Source organism: Rhodoferax ferrireducens T118 (assembly GCF_000013605.1).
Taxonomy (GTDB): domain Bacteria; phylum Pseudomonadota; class Gammaproteobacteria; order Burkholderiales; family Burkholderiaceae_C; genus Rhodoferax; species Rhodoferax ferrireducens.
The window spans coordinates 4,402,748-4,421,243 of sequence record NC_007908.1; the positions used below are offsets into that span (position 1 = coordinate 4,402,748).

General features: G+C 60.9%; 17 protein-coding genes. 4 read left to right on the forward strand and 13 right to left on the reverse strand.

The genetic code is table 11. The features are described 5' to 3' along the window. Nucleotides 1-55: 55 nt before the first annotated feature. From RFER_RS19975 to sucC, 8 genes are all read right to left on the reverse strand, one after another. Nucleotides 56-2,476, reverse strand: a complete 2,421-nt coding sequence (locus RFER_RS19975) for a GspE/PulE family protein (protein WP_011466199.1) — start codon at nt 2,474-2,476, stop codon at nt 56-58. Next, the gene (locus RFER_RS19980) at nt 2,473-3,264 is read right to left on the reverse strand and encodes a 3',5'-cyclic-nucleotide phosphodiesterase (protein ID WP_011466200.1); all 792 of its coding nucleotides are present in this window, start codon (nt 3,262-3,264) and stop codon (nt 2,473-2,475) included. Before RFER_RS19980 ends, RFER_RS19975 begins: the two co-directional genes overlap by 4 nt. Before the next feature lie 93 nt (nt 3,265-3,357). After that, nucleotides 3,358-4,035: an FHA domain-containing protein gene (locus RFER_RS19985; protein ID WP_011466201.1), complete on the reverse strand. Its 678-nt coding sequence runs from the start codon at nt 4,033-4,035 to the stop codon at nt 3,358-3,360. Between the two features lie 48 nt (nt 4,036-4,083). Beyond that, the gene (locus RFER_RS19990) at nt 4,084-4,869 is read right to left on the reverse strand and encodes a Stp1/IreP family PP2C-type Ser/Thr phosphatase (protein WP_011466202.1); all 786 of its coding nucleotides are present in this window, start codon (nt 4,867-4,869) and stop codon (nt 4,084-4,086) included. Nucleotides 4,870-4,881: 12 nt separating this feature from the next. Further along, entirely contained in the window at nt 4,882-7,605 is a 2,724-nt protein-coding gene (locus tag RFER_RS19995) for a CHASE2 domain-containing serine/threonine-protein kinase (RefSeq protein ID WP_011466203.1), read from the reverse strand. 208 nt (nt 7,606-7,813) lie between these two features. Continuing rightward, nucleotides 7,814-8,512, reverse strand: coding sequence for a TerC family protein (locus RFER_RS20000; RefSeq protein ID WP_011466204.1), 699 nt, complete (start codon nt 8,510-8,512; stop codon nt 7,814-7,816). Nucleotides 8,513-8,633: 121 nt separating this feature from the next. Then, complete coding sequence (sucD, locus tag RFER_RS20005; protein WP_011466205.1) at nt 8,634-9,527, reverse strand: succinate--CoA ligase subunit alpha; 894 nt, start codon at nt 9,525-9,527, stop codon at nt 8,634-8,636. A 19-nt stretch (nt 9,528-9,546) separates the two neighbouring features. Beyond that, nucleotides 9,547-10,713 carry an ADP-forming succinate--CoA ligase subunit beta gene (gene sucC / locus RFER_RS20010; RefSeq protein ID WP_011466206.1) on the reverse strand — a complete coding sequence of 389 codons (1,167 nt, stop codon included), beginning with the start codon at nt 10,711-10,713 and terminating at the stop codon, nt 9,547-9,549. A gap of 161 nt (nt 10,714-10,874) precedes the next feature. Between sucC and argC the strand changes: the two genes are divergently transcribed. Next, nucleotides 10,875-11,810 carry an N-acetyl-gamma-glutamyl-phosphate reductase gene (argC, locus tag RFER_RS20015; protein ID WP_011466207.1) on the forward strand — a complete coding sequence of 312 codons (936 nt, stop codon included), beginning with the start codon at nt 10,875-10,877 and terminating at the stop codon, nt 11,808-11,810. An 81-nt stretch (nt 11,811-11,891) separates the two neighbouring features. Here the strand turns inward: argC and recX are convergent, their stop codons facing one another. After that, on the reverse strand, nt 11,892-12,353 hold the full coding sequence (recX, locus tag RFER_RS20020; RefSeq protein ID WP_011466208.1) for a recombination regulator RecX: 462 nt from the start codon (nt 12,351-12,353) through the stop codon (nt 11,892-11,894). Between the two features lie 5 nt (nt 12,354-12,358). Next, on the reverse strand, nt 12,359-13,462 hold the full coding sequence (recA, locus tag RFER_RS20025) for a recombinase RecA (RefSeq protein WP_049765762.1): 1,104 nt from the start codon (nt 13,460-13,462) through the stop codon (nt 12,359-12,361). A 154-nt stretch (nt 13,463-13,616) separates the two neighbouring features. Between recA and RFER_RS20030 the strand changes: the two genes are divergently transcribed. From RFER_RS20030 to RFER_RS20040, 3 genes are all read left to right on the forward strand, one after another. Then, a complete protein-coding gene (locus RFER_RS20030; protein ID WP_011466210.1) occupies nt 13,617-14,156 on the forward strand; it encodes a MarR family winged helix-turn-helix transcriptional regulator in 540 nt (179 codons plus the stop codon). Nucleotides 14,157-14,253: 97 nt separating this feature from the next. Further along, on the forward strand, nt 14,254-14,928 hold the full coding sequence (locus RFER_RS20035) for a response regulator (protein WP_011466211.1): 675 nt from the start codon (nt 14,254-14,256) through the stop codon (nt 14,926-14,928). Nucleotides 14,929-14,958: 30 nt separating this feature from the next. Continuing rightward, entirely contained in the window at nt 14,959-16,413 is a 1,455-nt protein-coding gene (locus tag RFER_RS20040) for a sensor histidine kinase (protein WP_011466212.1), read from the forward strand. A gap of 15 nt (nt 16,414-16,428) precedes the next feature. On the opposite strand, the gene RFER_RS20045 is transcribed toward RFER_RS20040, so the two are convergent. Genes RFER_RS20045 through RFER_RS20055 form a run of 3 tightly spaced genes read right to left on the reverse strand, consistent with a single transcriptional unit; the run spans nt 16,429 to nt 18,421 of the window. Then, complete coding sequence (locus RFER_RS20045; protein ID WP_011466213.1) at nt 16,429-17,088, reverse strand: hypothetical protein; 660 nt, start codon at nt 17,086-17,088, stop codon at nt 16,429-16,431. A gap of 40 nt (nt 17,089-17,128) precedes the next feature. After that, nucleotides 17,129-17,935, reverse strand: coding sequence for a biotin--[acetyl-CoA-carboxylase] ligase (locus tag RFER_RS20050; RefSeq protein WP_011466214.1), 807 nt, complete (start codon nt 17,933-17,935; stop codon nt 17,129-17,131). Nucleotides 17,936-17,941: 6 nt separating this feature from the next. Next, on the reverse strand, nt 17,942-18,421 hold the full coding sequence (locus RFER_RS20055) for an SET domain-containing protein (protein ID WP_011466215.1): 480 nt from the start codon (nt 18,419-18,421) through the stop codon (nt 17,942-17,944). Nucleotides 18,422-18,496 lie beyond the last annotated feature (75 nt).

Below are 18,496 nucleotides of genomic sequence, written 5' to 3' on the forward strand. Positions count from 1 at the left end.
CAGCCACGCTGCGGCTATTGGATGTGATGTGATGTGATGGGGGTTCGGCTTGGCATCACTTGATGCACACCGACCTGACCATCTTGATGTCGGTCAGGCCCATCATGATTTTCTCCATGCCGTCCATCTTCAAGGTCCGCATGCCGCCTTCCACCGCGGCGGCAAAAATCTCGGCGACGCGGGCACGCTCCTGGATCAGTTTCTTGATGCCGTCGTCGGCGATCAGCAGCTCATGCAGGCCGATGCGGCCTTTGTAGCCGGTGTTGTGGCACTTGTCGCAGCCTACATGGCGGTAAAACCGCAGTTGGCCGTCCTGATCGTATTGCCGGTGCCAGCTCGCGATCAATCTATCGGTTTCACCTTCATAGTCGGCCGCCCAGGCTTGCGAGTGCCGCAGCTCATCAGAATATTCGGCCGCAAACAGGCGCAGCTCTTCGGCATCGGGCACATAGGCTTCCTTGCAGTCACACAGCTTTTTGGCCAGCCGCTGCGCCAGAATGCCCAACAGCGCATCGGCAAAGTTGAAGGGGTCCATGCCCATGTCCAGCAGGCGGGTGATGGATTCCGGCGCCGAGTTGGTGTGCAGGGTCGAGAACACCAGGTGGCCGGTGAGCGACGCTTCGATGCCCATCGCCACCGTTTCCTTGTCGCGCGACTCGCCGACCATGATGATGTCGGGGTCGGCGCGCAAGAAGGCCCGCATGATGAGCGCAAAGTCGATGCCGGCTTTGCGGTTGATCTGGACCTGGCGCAGTCCTTTTTGCGTGATTTCCACCGGGTCTTCGGCCGTCCAGATTTTGGTGTCGGGCGTGTTGAGATGCTTGAGGATGGAGTGCAGCGTGGTGGTTTTGCCCGAGCCGGTCGGGCCGCACACGTAAAACAAGCCGTACGGCTTCTCGACGGTGCGAATGACGCGCTCCATGTTGTGCGGGGTGAGGCCCAGCTTGTCCATGGGGATCGGCTCCCCGGCGGCCAGAATCCGCATCACCACGTCTTCCACCCCGCCAGCGGACGGTATGGTGGCCACCCGCAGTTCAATGTCGAGCGGACCGTATTTTTTAAACTTGATCTTGCCGTCCTGGGGCCGGCGGCGCTCTGAAATGTCGAGGTCGCACATGATCTTCAAACGGGTCACCATGGCCTGGCGAAAATGGGCCGGAACCTCGATATACGGCTGCAGCGTGCCATCGATGCGGAATCGGATGCCGGTTTTAAGCTTGCCCGGCATCGGCTCAATGTGAATATCGGACACACCCTGCTTGTAGGCGTCAATGATGACCTTGTTGACGAACTTCACGAGTTCGTTGTCAGCCGCCGCCGACTCCAGCGAGTCGTCATTGCTGCCGTCGTCAATGGCCCCGCCGTCCATGTCAGCCAGCAACTCGTCGATCGACCCGCCCGCCGCTTCCAGACCGAAGATCTGACCCAAAGTATCGGCAAATTCGGTTTGCGTTGTGACCCGGTAGGAGAATCTGATGATGCGGGGAAATACCTGCGGCACCACGCGCGAGCTGAGCGCCGCCTCGGGGTCCACACACATGATGACCAGGCCATCGGGCGACTCCTCCAGCGGTATCCACCCCTGCTGTTCAATGAACTCGCGCTTGAGCGGACCATGCAGCATCTCCGAGCGGATGCGCCCCGCACTGAAGGGCTCATAGGGCACGCCAAAAAACTTGGCCAGTGAGGGGCCAATCTGGGCTGGCCGGACCTGGTACTGCGTGATCAAGACCTGCTCCACCGACTTGCCCTCGACGCGCGCCTGCTGCAGGCAATGCTCAAGCTCCTGCGCCGACATCACACCGTCGGCGACCAAACCATCGTATTTGGTGGCCATGCGCCGCGCGCTCGCTTCCGCCTTCTGGATCCGTTGCCGAATGGCGGTGCCCAGTGTTTTGCACAGTTGCGACACGCCTTCCACTTCAAGCTCTCCAAAGGGCTGATCGTTTTTGTTGTTGATGACCTGCAGCACGCCATAAAGCGTCTTGCCTTCAAGAATAGGGGCCACCAGCATCTGCCGCGTTCGGTAGCCCGATCGTTTGTCCACTTCCTTGAGAAAGGTCAGGGCCGGGTGTATTTGCTTGAGCGCGTCGTCGTCATAGACGTCGGGCAGGTTGAGCAGTCGTCGGCTAAAGGCAACGTAACCGGCAATACTTTGGGGCGTGATCGGCAACTTGAGGTCCCGGCTGCTGTTGAGCCCGGTCTTGACCTTGGAGACAATGGCACTCTGGTCCTCATTGACGGCATAAAGAGTCAGACGGTCGGCATTGAACAGTTTGCAGATATCCTGGCTCGCCTCCAGCATGATCTGCTCCAGATTCTCGGTTTCGTGGATCCGGGTGGTAACCTGTTGCAACTGCTTGTAAAACAGGGCTTCAAACAGCATGCCCCGTTTCTCGCTGGGCAGCTTTTGTGATTCAAAAAAAACCTGCTCGGAATTTCTCTCGCCACTGACCGGTTTAATCACGGCGCTCATAACTCAAACTCCTGCCCGGCGCGCAACCAGCGAATATCGTGCGTCACATGGGGTCCATTGGCCAAGGTCTGATCAAAACGCTGAATCTCGGCCATGATCAACTCGGTTTCCGCGGGCTTGGTGTGGGTGATGTAAATAGGATAAGCAGCGCCGGGCGCGATGCAGTCCAGTTCGTCGGCCAGTACGTGGGGTGACAGGTGCAGGCTGCGTTGTGCCAAGTCTTTTTCGCGGTTGCTGAAGGCGGTTTCGATCACCAGCATCGCCACATTGAGTTGGTTGAGCCGGTCCCAGAATGCCGGGTTGCGTTCGGTGTCACCGGTGAACACCCAGCAGCCGTTTCCTGCGGTAACGGCAAAACCCACAGCGGGGACGGTGTGCACCGCAGGCAAAACCTCCACCAGCTTGCGCCCGAATTGCAGGGTCTGGCCCACCTGGATTTCATGAAAACTGACAAAGGGCGCCTCTGGCGTTGGAAGGCGAGCGAAATCGGGCCAGATGACATCATTAAAAATATGTTTTTCCAAGGCGGCGATGGTGCCAGCGAGTGCATGAATCTGCACTGGCGTCGTGCGCCGGGCGGCAATCGCGTCCACCATCAAGGGCAGGGCAAGCACGTGGTCCAGGTGCGAGTGCGTGAGCAAGACGTGCTCAATGCCGCTCATTTCATCCGGCGTGAGGTCACCGACCCCGGTGCCGGCGTCAATCAACACGTCCCCATCGATCAGGAATGACGTGGTTCGACAATCCTTTGAGATCGCGCCTGAACAGCCCAGTACACGTACTTTCATGCCGAATGCTTTGAAAAATATCCCATAACGCCTCGCTGTACGTGATCTTGACCCGTCAGGCCGGACCGCAAGCCTGGCCTGTCATCGGCCAGCTCAAGCCTGAACAAACTGCATTTGGGTCCCGGCCAGCTCAATCAGATCGCCATTTTTCAAGGCCACCTGCTCTGCCCCGACGGGCGCCCCGTTGAGGGTCGGGTTGCCCGCCCCTTCAACGTGATGCACGACAAAACCACGCTGGCGTCGGGTGATCGCGGCAACGGCGACACCCGGCTTGCCGATCGTGGTGACTACTTTGGTCAAGGGCACTTCACGGCCGGCCGCAGCCCCTGACAAGACCTTGATTGCGGCGCCCGGCGGCTCGGCACTCGCTTGCGCCGCGAAACCAGCGCTCGCGGGCGGCGTCAACGACGTCGGTGCAGCGGATGGCGCCAACCCGCTGGCACCCGCTTTGACCATCATGGTCTTTTCATAACTCTCGCCGAGCACATCGCTGACAAATTTGATCTTGTATTTGCCGACTTCGACCGAGTCACCATCCTGGAGCAACTGCTTCTTGATCGCCTTGCCGTTCACGTAGGTGCCATTGGTGCTGTTCAGGTCTTCCAGATAAACCTGTCCACCCGTCATTTGCACCACCGCATGCTCGCCGCTGACTGCCAGGTTGTCGATCACGATGTCGTTGTACGGCCGCCGGCCCAGCGTCGTGCGGTCCTTTGTCAATTGGACTTCCTTGATGACAACACCGTCGATCGATACGATCATTTTCGGCATGACCGACTCCTGTTCCTGAAATTGATTATTGGGTTTCTCATGCGCTAGCTATTTACCAAGCAATCTGGCCATCAATCCGCGCTTGTCCGGGCTGGCTGAAGCTTGAATCAACAATACCGTGATGTTATCGCGTCCGCCATTCTGGTTGGCCAAGGTTACCAGCTCTTGCACCATTGGCAGCAGTGATATGCCATGTTGCAGGACTTCCGCAATCGCGGCGTCTGGCATCATGTCAGAAAGTCCATCGGAACACATCAAATAAATATCACCAGGCTCGACGCGATGCTCGTTGAGTTCCAGTGAAACCACATTGTCCACGCCCAGTGCCCGGGTGACCAGGTTTTTGTTGGGCGCTGTCGCCGCCTGCTCGGGCGTTAACAATCCGGCGTCAATTTGCTCCTGCAGCAGCGAATGGTCCTTGGTGATCTGCAGCAGGGTGTTGCCACGCCAGCGATAACAGCGGGAATCTCCGACATGCCCTAACAACAAGCGGTTGTCCAGAAAAACGCCGACCACCAGGGTGGTTCCCATACCCGCATAATGCCGGTTGGAGCAGGAGGCAGCAAAAATGGAGCGGTTGGCATTGTCGACACAAATCTCAATGGCGCGCCTGACTTCCCCGGCGTTGGCCTGCGGGCTGGCCTCGGATAACCAGCGCGCCAATTCGGACTTGATATAGGCGGTCGCCATGCCACTGGCAATCTCACCAGCGTTGTAACCTCCCATGCCATCCGCCAAAACACCCAGGTTTGTGGCTGCATCAAAAGCCACGGAATCTTCGTTGTTTTCCCGGACCCGGCCCGGGTCAGTCTGTGTACAGAAGGTGTAATTCATGGAGGTACCAGGCTAGGTGTCAAGGCCGCCTGCTTTGGCGCTGGGCGGTTTCAACGTGGAGGTTGTGCTGGCGAGCACGACCGTTTTTTCAAATTCTGTCGCCGATGCAGGAACGGTTGCCACAAACTGCGCCGTTTTTTCAGCCACGGATGACGCCTGCCGGTCTGCCGTCGGTACGGCACCGCCAAGCGCCGCCACGTCACCCATCAGTGCCGATAATACCGCCCGCAGCTCAAAGGCAAACTGAGCCCCATCCTGGTAGCGGGCCTCTGGGCGTTTGCTCAGTGACACCGCGACCACGCGCGCCAGCGCCGCTGGCAACGCCGGGCGGATGCTGCAAATGTCGCGCGCCTCATCATTCGCAATTTTGGACATCAACTCGGCCATGGAGTCACCACGGAAGGGCAGCACGCCTGTCAACAGCTGGAACAGCATGACACCGAGCGAATAGAGATCCGATCGACCATCCACTTTTTTACCGGCGAGTTGCTCGGGCGACATGAAACTGGGAGTACCCCACACCAGGCCGGTCCTGGTTTTGCTCGAATCGGTGATGCGCGCAATTCCAAAGTCAGTCACCTTCAAGGTGTCGCTCTCGAGCTCGTACATGATGTTGGCCGGCTTGATGTCGCGGTGCACCACATGCTGGTGGTGGGCATAGTCCAGCGCCTGCGCCACCCGCACCACGATGGAAAGCACGGTGGGTACTGCCAGCAAACGACCCCCCTGGCAGTAGTCGGCCAAGTCCTTGCCCTTGAGGAACTCCATGGCAATATAGGCCAGATCGTGCTCCTCGCCAGCGTCAAAAATCGTCACGATATTCTGGTGCTGTAAACGCCCGGCCGTTTCGGCTTCGCGGAAAAAGCGTTCCCTCGCATCCACCAGTTCATCACCTTCAAATTCCTTACTCAGCGCCAGGGTCTTGATCGCCACCACCCGGCCAATTTTCGGGTCTCTACCCAAATACACCACACCCATCGCGCCTTTGCCAAGTTCTTTTTCCACTTGGTAACGCCCCAGCATGGGCTTCTCAATCGCGCCAGCGTCGAACCGCAGGGCGCCCCCCGGACGGGAAATGCTGCCACCGATCAGCACGGCTTCTGACGGATTCCCGGCCTGGTTCAACTTCAGTTTGATATCTTTGTAGTCCTTGCTGTAGGTCGCCATGTATTGATACACCGCCCCGGCCTTGTCCGATTGGCACTTGCCTTCGAAGTCAAGTGCCAGGCGGCACAAATCACCCATCACCGCCTCTGTCATGGGCACGCGGCGGAACCGGTCAAAGGCCATGTCGAGCTGGCCCTGCCCCTGCAGCGCCAAGCCCATCATGCGCTTGGTTTCAGCCGACTCTTCATCCGGCTTGGACTTGTCGGCCTGCGGCATCAAGAATCGCTTGGTCGTCAGGGCCAGATGCCCGATCAGCAGCAGCGTCGCCGGAAACACCAGCTTCAGCCACAGCGCCGCGCCCGACAACAGGCCAAACTCGGTGCCCAGTAAAACCGTCAATAACAGCAGGGTGATCACGGCTGCCCGACCCGCCGGCAAGCGTGGCAAGGCGGCAATGAGATAGGCGCTGGCCAGGAGCAACAGCGCCAGCCTGGCCCCGGCACCCCAGCCTGGCTGAACAATAAAGTGCTCGCCCAAGATGCTCGACGTCACATGCGCAATCGCTTCTGCGGGCGACAAGGCCGGGTTGCCAGGCACAGGGAACTGGGTACCCACGCCCGTTGCCGTGACCCCAATGATGACAATCTTGTCTGCATATTTGGAGGCAAGGATTTTGCCGCTGAGCACATCGTCAAAAGAATCCACGCTAAAGGCCGGTTTGCCGTCACGCGCTTGATAGAACTGGGGCAACATGCGCGCCGCCGCATCGGTTTTTACGCGCAGTTGGCCGATTTGCACTGATTCACCCTCATGGAGCGCGATATCAGCGGTGCTCAGGTTAAGACTTTGGGTGGCGGCCAGTAGCGCCACCGAGGGCACCGCCTTGCCGTCGTAATTGACCAGCAGGGGCTCAAATCGAACGGCGCCGTCCACGTCCTGCGTCTGGTTCAGGTGACCGATACCGGCTGCGGCCGCCCCCAGGCGCTCGATGGGCTGCTGCCCTCTGAGCGCTGGCAGCGAGAAAGCGCTGTTTTCATCGAGCGCACTCTTGAGCGCAAACGCGGGCAGGGGCTGGTCGGCGTTGCCTTGGGGTTCGCCCAAGGTGAAAGACGAAGCCAGGATGACGTTGCCGGCGCTTTTGAGACTCGCCGCCAGTTGACCATCGGTGTCGAGTGCTGTCTCGGCTTCGGTCATCACCCGCGCCAGCTGTTCACTCCGAGCGGAGGGGGTGCCGGCTGGATCGGCGTCGGCGCCCAGCACCTCTTTCATTTTGCGAATGTAGCTCAGACCCCGGTCAACCTGGGGTTCAAAAAAGAACACGGCATAAACCACGACCTTGGATTTGGCGGTCGCCAACTTGTCAATCAACTGGGCATGAATACCACGTGGCCAGGGCCAGCGACCGATGTTGGCAATACTCCGATCATCAATGGCGATGACGGCGATCCGGTCGGACGGATGGCGCGAGCTGCTGGTGTTGGTGCTGGCGACGTCATAAAACCGCCGTTCCAAGGTGCCAATAAAGTCGCTGCCCAGGTACAGCAGCACCACAATGAGCACAACCAAGACACCCACAAACCCGTCGGTGCGCCAGAAAGAACCCGATTCAGATAAAGAAGATTTCGCCACCCGGCACCTTTAACCCTTTGTGTAGCTGAAACCGATCAGCGGCGCACCAGCCCGCAAGATGTCAAACGCAAAGATCCAGCGCAAGGCTACAGTAGCAGATGGAACCACCGTCAACAAGAGGCATCTTGAAGAAATTTCGCAGCTTTGTGCAAAAAAATGCCGAACAAGCCACGGGCAGCCACAACCCTGCGTGCGCCTTGGCATCGACTCAGGTGGGTGGTAGCCGGCGTTTCTTGAGTGCCGCGCCCATCGCCAGCACGCCCAGCGCGCCCACCAAGCCGAAGCCATAGTGCCACACCATGGACTGGGGTAAATAGTTTTGCACGGCGGGATCACTGTGCGCCATGGTGCCGGCAATCCACCCCAGCAACATACCACCGACCGTGATGATCACCGGGAAGCGGTCCATCAGTTTGAGCACCAGTTGACTGCCCCAAATAATGATCGGAACGCTGACCAGCAAACCAAAAATCACCAGCGGCAACTGGTGCTGGCTGCCAGCGCCTGTGGCCGCACCGGCGATGGCGATGACGTTGTCGATGCTCATCACCAGATCGGCAATGATCACGGTCTTGACCGCCGCCCACAGCTGGTCACTGGCCTGAATACTGTTGTGCCCGTTTTCGTCCTGCGGCAGCAGCAACTTGACGCCGATCCACAACAACAAGGCGGCACCGACCAGCTTCAAAAATGGCACCTGCAGCAAAGTCAAGGCGAAGGCGATCAGGATGACACGCAGCACAATCGCCCCCGCCGTCCCCCACAAAATGCCCTTCAGGCGCTGGTGCACCGGCAGCTGGCGGCAAGCCAGGGCGATCACCACGGCATTGTCACCACCGAGCAAAATATCGATCATGATGATCTGACCGACAGCGAACCAAAAGTGAGCGGTGAGAAATTCTTCCACGGTGCTGGGTCTCTATGAATGCCTGAGGCTTATAAACAACAAAGCCGAATTGTCCCTGGGGCAATCCGGCTAGGTGGGTTGAGTGCTGCCGTTGGGGCGCACCGATAAAGGCGACTCGCCTTTACAGCATGGCTTTGAGCAGCTTGGCCAGTTCGGACGGATTGCGCGTGATCTTGAAACCACACTCCTCCATCACCGCCAGCTTGGCTTCGGCCGTGTCGCCACCACCCGAAATCAAGGCGCCGGCGTGACCCATGCGTTTGCCCGCAGGGGCGGTGACACCGGCAATAAAGCCAACAATCGGTTTCTTCATATTGGCTTTGCACCAGCGTGCTGCGTCGGCTTCGTCCGGGCCGCCGATTTCGCCAATCATGATGACCGCGTCGGTATCGGGGTCGTCGTTGAACAGGCGCATGATGTCGATGTGCTTGAGGCCATTGATCGGGTCGCCGCCAATGCCGACGGCACTGGACTGACCGAGCCCAATTTCAGTCAGCTGCGCCACCGCTTCATAGGTGAGCGTGCCGGAGCGGCTAACCACCCCAATACGGCCCTTGCGGTGAATGTGCGCGGGCATGATGCCGATCTTGATCTCGTCGGGCGTGATCAGGCCCGGGCAGTTGGGGCCGAGCAGCAGGGTTTCCTTGCCACCGGCCGCCACCTTGGCGCGCATTTTGTTGCGCACTTCGAGCATGTCCCGGATCGGGATGCCCTCGGTGATGCAGATCGCCAAGTCCAGGTCGGCCTCCACGGCCTCCCAGATCGCAGCGGCTGCGCCGGCCGGTGGCACGTAAATAACCGACACGGTCGCGCCAGTCTGGCTGGCGGCTTCCTTGACGGAGGCAAAAATCGGGATGTCAAAAATCTTCTCGCCCGCCTTTTTGGGGTTCACCCCGGCGACGAAACAGTTCTTGCCGTTGGCATATTCCTGGCACTTTTCGGTGTGAAACTGACCGGTCTTGCCGGTGATGCCTTGGGTGATGACTTTGGTGTCTTTATTGATGAGGATGGACATGATTTGTTCCTAGTCAGTCTCAGGCTGCTTTAACGGCAGCCACCGCTTTTTGCGCTGCATCGGCCATGGTATCGGCGCTGATGATGGGCAGGCCGGATTCGGCCAGCAGTTTTTTGCCCAGCTCTTCGTTAGTGCCCTTCATGCGCACCACCAGCGGCACATTCAGGTTCACGGCCTTGCAAGCCGCAATGACGCCGGCCGCAATGGTGTCGCATTTCATGATGCCGCCAAAGATGTTGACCAGAATCACCTTGACGTTGGGGTTCTTCAGCATGATCTTGAAGGCTTCGGTCACCTTCTCGGGGGTGGCGCCGCCACCCACGTCCAGGAAGTTTGCCGGCGAGGCGCCAAACAACTTGATGGTGTCCATGGTCGCCATCGCCAGACCAGCGCCATTGACCAGGCAGCCGATGTTGCCGTCCAGGCTGATGTAGGCCAGGTCAAACTTGCTGGCTTCCACTTCGGCCGGGTCTTCTTCGTCGAGATCGCGGTAGGCCACGATCTCGGGATGGCGGAACAGCGCGTTGTCGTCAAAGTTGAACTTGGCGTCGATGGCCTTGATATTGCCATTGCCTTCCAGAATCATCGGGTTGATTTCAACCAGCGAGGCATCGGTGTCCATGTAGACCTTGTAAACCTTTTGCAGCACGTCCACGGCTTGCGCGGTCGAGCCAGCAGGCACGCCGATGGCATTGGCCAGTTTGGTGGCTTGCGCAACGGTCAGGCCGGTGGCGGGGTCCACGATCTCGGTGATGATTTTCTCGGGCGTGTCGTGCGCCACGTCTTCAATCGACATGCCGCCCTCGCTGGAGACGATCATGGCCACGCGCTGGCTGGCACGATCGGTCACGGCGGACACGTAGTATTCTTTTTGAATGTCAGCGCCGTCTTCAATCAGCAGGCGACGAACTTTTTGCCCTTCGGGGCCGGTTTGGTGCGTGACCAACTGCATGCCCAGGATTTCACCGGCGAGCTTTTTGACCTCGTCGATCGAGCGTGCCAACTTCACGCCGCCACCCTTGCCGCGGCCACCGGCGTGGATCTGGGCCTTGACCACCCAGACCGGGCCGCCGAGTTTTTGAGCGGCTTCCACCGCTTCTTGAACGGTGAAGGCCGGAATGCCGCGCGGCACCGGTACACCAGCTTGACGCAAGATTTCCTTGCCTTGGTACTCGTGAATTTTCATGAAGGCTCTCTCAGGAACAGGTAGTTTTTCATCCGGCGGCAGAGTTTGAGGACTCTGCGGCAGGCACTGGACAAAGCAGCCTCCAACTGTATCATGCTGCAATGCACCAAACTTGAGGCCAGCTGACAGGACCAGCCAGCACCTCCCGACCGAGATGAACCATGCACAAGATTTTTATTGACGGCGAGGCCGGTACCACCGGTCTGCAAATCCGTGAGCGCCTGCAAACCTTGCCAGGCATCGAGCTGATCAGTATTGCGCCTGAACAGCGCAAGGATGCGGCCGCCAAGCGCGCCCTGATGGCACAGGTTGACCTGGTGGTGCTTTGTCTGCACGACGAAGCCGCGATTGAATCGGTCGCCATGATCGACGACATGGCGCGTGCCACCGGCCAGATCGGCCCCAAGATCATTGACGCCTCCACCGCGCACCGCACGGCGCCGGGCTGGGTGTTTGGTTTTCCGGAACTCGTTGCCGGGCAGCGGGAGGCGGTGTCCCAGGCACGCCGGGTCGCCAATCCGGGCTGCTACGCCACCGGGGCCATCGCACTGCTGCGCCCGCTCATTGATGCGGGCCTGATCCCCAAAGATTTCCCCATCACCCTGCCCGCCGTCAGCGGCTACTCGGGCGGTGGCCGCCCGATGATCGAGGCCTATGAAAATGGCTCGGCGCCCGCGTTTGAGCTGTACGCCCTGGGCTTGAAACACAAGCACATTCCCGAGATCATGAAATACACCGGCCTGCTACGGCGCCCCTTGTTCATCCCCTCAGTGGGCAATTTCAGGCAGGGCATGCTGGTGCAAGTGCCGCTGCATCTGGATCTCTTGCCGGGGCACGTGAGCGCGCAGGACTTGCAGGACGCGCTGACGCAGCATTACGCGGGCAGCGAGTGGGTCAGCGTGCTGCCCGCCACCCCGGACAACAAGCTCGATCCACTGGCACTGGTAGACACCAACCGGATGGAACTGCGCGTGTTCGCCAACAGGCAAGTGCACGATGACTTTCACCACGCCGTGCTGGTGGCGCGCCTGGACAACCTGGGCAAAGGCGCCAGCGGCGCTGCGGTGCAGAACTTGCAGTTGATGCTGGGGCTGTAGCTTACCAAATTAGCTATGATATTGATAGCTAACTACGCTTATTTAACGTGGGCTAGAGCTTGATTTGGCTTACAAAACAAGTCAACAGCCGGTTCCGTCGTCCTGCCGCCCGGCGACCACACGCCGGATCACTTCAGCGTTAAACCCCCGTGCCGCCAGAAACCGCATCTGGCGCGCCGCGTCGGCGCCGTCCACCGCCGCCGTGCCAAATTTTTTCTGCCAGACCGCCCGCGCCCGCTCGTGTTCCGAGGCCTGCAGGCCGGCCAGCGCGGCGCTGACCGCTTGGGGCTCCAGGCCTTTGCCTTGCAGCTCTTGCTTGATGCGTGCCGTGCCCAGCTTGGCGGCGCGTCGGTACAGCACCGACTCAATCACCCGCTGCTCGTTGATAAAACCCTTGGCTTGCAGCTCATCGAGGGCCTGAGCCAAGCTGCCGGGCTCTTCTTCAAAACGCTGCAGCTTTTGCATCAGCTCGGCGCGCGAATGCTCGCGGCCACTGAGCAGCCGCAAGGCGCGGCCTTTGAGCGAAGGTTGGACAAATGACACGAGAACTAGGCCGCCTTTTTGCTGGCCGCTTTGGCTTTGACATCGGGCTCCGGGGCGCCTGGCAACAAGGGAATGCCGAGCGAGGCGCGCACCTTGTTTTCGATCTCTTGCGACAGCGCGGGGTTCTCGCGCAGGAAGTCGCGCGCATTGTCACGGCCCTGGCCGATTTTCTCGCCGTTGTAGGCATACCAGGCGCCCGACTTGTCAAGGATGTTGGCATTCACGCCCATGTCGATGATCTCGCCCTGGCGGCTGATGCCCTCGCCGAACAAAATGTCGAATTCAGCCGTCTTGAACGGCGGCGCCACCTTGTTCTTGACGACCTTGACCTTGGTTTCGTTGCCAATCGCCACGTCGCCTTTTTTGATGGTGCCGGTACGCCGGATATCGAGTCGCACCGAGGCGTAGAACTTCAGCGCATTGCCGCCGGTGGTGGTCTCGGGGCTGCCAAACATGACGCCAATCTTCATGCGAATCTGGTTGATGAAGATCACCATGCAGTTGGTCTTCTTGATGTGGGCCGTGAGTTTGCGCAGCGCCTGGCTCATCAGCCGGGCTTGCAGGCCGGGCAAGGAGTCGCCCATTTCGCCCTCCAGTTCGGCCTTGGGCGTCAGCGCCGCGACCGAGTCGACCACGATCAGGTCCACCGCACCCGAGCGCACCAGACTGTCCACGATTTCCAGCGCCTGCTCACCGGTATCGGGCTGGCTGATCAGCAGGTCTTGCAGATTGACACCCAGGTTTTGGGCGTACTGGATATCGAGCGCGTGCTCGGCGTCGATAAAGGCGCACTGGCCACCGGTTTTTTGCATTTCGGCAATCACCTGCAGCGTGAGCGTGGTCTTGCCGGAGGACTCCGGGCCGTAGATCTCGACCACCCGGCCGCGCGGCAGACCGCCAACACCCAAGGCAATGTCCAGCCCCAAGGAGCCGGTCGATACCACCTGGATGTCTTCGATCACCTCACCCTCGCCCAGGCGCATGATGGTGCCCTTGCCAAACTGCTTCTCGATCTGGGCCAGCGCCACTTGCAGGGCTTTGGCTTTTTCGCTGTTGATCGGGGTGGGAGCGGGTGTGGGGGCCTTGAGGGCGACGACGGGTGCATCCATGAAAATCTCCTTGAAATAAGAACCGGTTGAATCTGCGTAAATCTGCCGCATCCTCTGGCTTTAATGACAGGCTGGATGCTTGAACAGTAGTTTAGCGGCTGTTGTTCAAATCTGTAAATACATTTTTTAGTCAATTTGGCTTACTATCTAGGCTATGTTTGAACGACCCGACTTGGCCCGGTCTGGCGCCCTCGCCCCGCAGCCGCGGGAGGCGACGCCCGCAGCGCAAGCGGGCCTGCCCGACGCCTGGCGCCAGGCGCATGTAGGTCATTGGCTGGGCCAGGCGCTGCAAAAGTTTGATGCCCGCGTGCTGGCGCTGATGGCGCGGAATGACGACGTGCCGCTGGCGCTGTCGAACCTGGCAGCGCGCGGGCGTTTGAGCGCCTCCCACATCCACATCACGCGGCACCTGGCGCAGGGCGGCGCCCGCCTGACCGAGCTGGCGCAGCGCGCCGGCATGACGAAGCAGGCCATGGGCAAGCTGGTGGATCAATGCGAAGCCTGGGGCCTGGTCTTGCGCGTACCGGACGCGCACGATGCCCGGGCGCGTAGCATTGTGTTTACCCCCGTGGGCCTGAGCTGGCTGCAGGCATACCGGCAAGCGGTGGTGCAGGCACAGGCCGAACTGCGCACGGCGGTCGGCACGGAAGTGGCCACGGTCATGGCGCTTGGCCTGGAAGCGTATGCCGCGTGAATGTCAGCCGCGTTTGATGAAATACAGTGCCCCCGCCTAGAATCGGCTGACAAGAGCCTGACAAGGTCTCAGGCACCACCCCAATGAGGAGTCAAAGATGCGAATTCTGATTGCCGAAGATGATCAGGTACTGGCTGACGGCCTGCTGCGAACCCTGCGCAGTTCGGGCGCCGCCGTCGACCATGTCGCCAGCGGAACGGAAGCCGACGCCGCGCTGATGACCAACACCGAATTCGACCTGTTGATCCTGGACCTGGGCCTGCCCAAAATGCACGGACTCGAAGTCTTGAAGAAACTGCGCGCCCGCGGCTCCGCGCTGCCGGTGCTGATCCTGACCGCCGCCGACGGCGTGGAAGAACGCGTCAAAGGGCTGGACCTGGGCGCCGATGACTACATGGCCAAGCCCTTTAGCCTACATGAACTTGAAGCACGGGTACGCGCGTTAAGCCGCCGCGGCATGGGCTCGGCCAGCAGCACCATCAAGCACGGCCCCTTGATTTATGACCAGTCCGGCCGTGTCGCCACCATCGACGGCGTGATGGTGGAGCTGTCGGCCCGTGAGCTCGGGCTGCTCGAAGTGATGCTGCAGCGCGTCGGCCGTCTGGTGAGCAAGGACCAGCTGGTCGAGCGACTCTGTGAATGGGGCGAAGAGGTGAGCAACAACGCCATTGAGGTCTACATCCATCGTCTGCGCAAAAAAATTGAAAAAGGCCCCATCCGCATTGCCACGGTGCGCGGCCTGGGCTACTGCCTGGAAAAAATTCCCAAATAATTTGATGAGGTCGCCTCGGCGCGCAGCACCGTGACTATTCCCCACCACGAACAGCGTTCCCTGTTCGGTGAAATCCTGGACTGGATGCTCACGCCCCTGTTGTTGCTGTGGCCGGTCAGTCTGGTGTTGACCTGGCTGGTCGCTCAAAACATTGCCGGCAAGCCGTTTGACCGGGCACTGGAGTACAACGTGCGGGCGCTGGCGCAGCTGGTCACCATCAGCGACCAGCGGGCGCAATTTCAGCTGCCACTGCCAGCGCGCGAACTGCTTCGTGCCAACGACGCTGACACGGTCTATTACCAGGTGCTGGGCACGCGCGGCGAGTACCTGAGCGGCGAGCGTGAGATGCCCTTGCCGCCCAAGGAAGAGGCCCTCGAGCCGGGGGAGGTTCGCGTTCGCGACGACGTGGTGCACGGCGACGAGGTCAAGGTCGCCTACACCTGGGTCAAGCTGCCGCTGCCCGGCGCCAAACCGGCGCTGGTGCAGGTGGCTGAAACCCTGGAAAAACGGTCCCTGCTGGCGACCGAAATTGTCAAGGGCGTGATGTTGCCGCAGTTTGCCATCCTGCCCATGGCGGTGCTGCTGGTGTGGCTGGCGCTGGTGCAGGCCATCAAGCCGCTGCATCAGCTCGAAGAGCGCATTCGGGCGCGCAAACCCGATGACTTGAGCCCGATCGAGGCGCAGGCCGTCCCGCTGGAAGTCGCACCCCTGGTGCATTCGGTCAACGACCTCCTGCTGCGGCTGAAAGATTCGATTGCGACCCAAAAGCGTTTTCTGGCCGACGCGGCCCATCAGCTCAAGACACCGCTGGCGGGGCTGCGCATGCAGGCGGAACTGGCGCAACGCGAGGGGGCGAGCGCCGAAGAGTTGAAACAATCGCTGCGCCAGATCGGCCGCGCCAGTATCCGGGCGACCCACAGCGTCAACCAGTTGCTGGCGCTGGCACGGGCCGAAAGCAGTGGCCAGGCGATGCCGCGCCAGGTCTGCGATCTGGCCGAACTGACCATGGCGGTGGTGCGCGATTGCGTACCCAGGGCGATTGAAAAACAGATTGATCTGGGTTATGAAGGCACGCAACCGGGCACCGAGTCAGGCCAGTTGGCGGGTAACCCGACGCTGATCAAGGAGCTGATACGCAACCTGGTGGACAACGCCATCAACTACACGCCGTCCAGCCTGAGCCAACCCGGCGTCATCACGGCGCGGGTGCTGACCGACCCGTTTGGCAAGACGCTGATGCTGCAGGTGGAGGACTCCGGCCCCGGCGTGCCGGAGGTCGAGCGCGAGCTGATCTTCCAACCCTTTTACCGCGCGCTGGGGACCGAGGCCGATGGCACCGGCTTGGGCTTGCCGATCGTGATGGAAATCGCGCACCAGCACAACGCCACGGTCAGCCTGGAGCCCACCCACCCCGGGCAGACGCGCCCGGGGGCCCGCTTCAGCGTGCGCTTTTGGGCCAGCAGTTCTGAGGCGGCGCCGGCCTGACGCCCGGACGCGAACTCACGAGCACGGGCTCAAGGCCTTGTCTGCCAGCGCGGGCTTGAGCGCATCGAGCTTGCCGCGCAGCGCTTCATCGGCCGCGGGCAGCCGCAGCATCACACCGCGCACCTCGGCGCGCTCCGGCAGCACCCGCGCCGTGCGCACACCGCGCTGGACCAGGACGGCGAGTGCGGCATTGGCCGCTGCCTGCGTCTCGTAGCCGCCCAGCGACAGTCCCGGGCGCAACGCCGGGTCTTTCAAGGGCTCAATTTTCAGCTTCAAGCCGGCGAGCTCAGCACTTTTTTTCGCCAGTGCCTCGGCATTGGCGAATTTGCCCATGTAGACGATCCAGCGCCCGGGCTCCAGGACCGGGTCCAGCGACCATGCGCCTGCGGGCAAATCTGCCGCGACCAGTGCCTCGCGCAGCAGCGTGGCCTGAGCCCCCTCAAACACGCCCGCCTGCCAGCACGTGCCGGGCTTGGGTGCCACGGGCGGCGCTGCAGTCAGGCGCAACTCCTGCACCGTGCGCACCTGCAAGGCCCCGGGTTTGATCTGCTGGGCCAGGCGCTGGGGTTCCGTCTGCGCTGCGGGTGCAAGCCCCAAAGACTGCAAAAAACCCTGCGACCAGGCGAAGTAAAGACCATTGATCAGCAGCAGGGCCAGGACAAAAGAACGCAACATGGTCGATAGAGTGCCGGCAAGCGGTCTTCGCTGGGGAGGGCTAGAGATTTTCGTAGGGCGGCGGGTTCAGGGGCCGCAAACTCACTTCGGAGCTGGTGACTTTCTTCAGGCCGTGCGCCGTGTGCACCAGCAAGGCGCCCATGCCATCCACCCCCTGCGCAACACCCGTCGTGCCGTCGCTGAGAGTAACGGCCAGGCCGCCCAACGCGTCCCGCTCATTAAAACCGGCCTGGAAGGTTGAAAACCCGTTGGCCTCGAATAGCTTGAGCGCTCGCACCAGCGGCGCGGCAATGCGCAGCAGCGCCTCTGGCGCTTCGACGCCTGGCAACACCTCGCCCAGCCAAGCCGGCGGCGTGCTCAAGCCGGTGGCCGCACGCGGTTTCATGTTGATGCCGACGCCCACCACGGCATAGCGAGCCTCGGGGGTGTCGGCCAGATTGGCGGTTTCAATCAGAATGCCCGCCAGCTTGCGGTCGCGCAGCCACACATCATTGGGCCACTTCAAACGCAGATCGGGATGAAGACTGCGGACCACGCTGACACCCACGGCCAGGGACAGGCCAGACCAGTCCAGCGGCGCCAATGGCAAGCCAAGCGAGAAAGTGAGGGAACCCTCGCTGCCCAGTTTGGCGTCGGCGCCTGTGTCACTGAACCACTGCCGCCCCAAACGCCCGCGCCCGGCGGTTTGCTGCCCGGCCACCAGCAGCACCGGCTCCAGCCGCCCGGCACGGGCGCGGCGCATCAACTCGCTGTTGGTGGAATCGATTTGGGGCAGCCACTCGGCGCGAAAGCCGGGCAGGTCGGGCAGCACGGCCTCCCGGATGGCGTCCATGACGTGGGTGTCCATGCCTCGTCAGCGGCGGCCGCGTTTGGGCGCCAGCAGCGTGCCGCGGCACTTGGCGGAACCACACCAGCACGGGTATTCGGCCTTGAGCTTGGGGGTGTAACGCTCGTCGATGATCAGGCCATAGTCGTAATTGAGCTCTTCGCCCGCCTCGATGTTGCGCAAGGCCTTGATGAAGATGCGGCCGTTTTGCTCTTCGGCCTCGCAGTTCGGGTCGCACGCATGGTTGATCCAGCGCGACGAGTTGCCACCGTACAGCGCATCAATCACATGGTTTTCATCCACGTGAAAATAAAACGTGTGGTTTGGGTTGCCCGGGTCATGGGGATGGCGCGCCTGCGCCTCGGGCCAGCTGATGATCTCGCCCACGTACTCGATCAGGGTTTCGCCCTCGGCAATCGGCTGCACGGCAAACACTCCCTTGCCATGGACGCCGGAGCGCCGGGTTTGAATGCGGCGATTGCCTGCGGCGACGTTTTTTTTGCTCACTTGGGGACCGGTCTAAAAAATTTGGTATCGTGAACTCGTATGGGCGCGTGTGTGCGTGCCCACGTGCATGTGCGA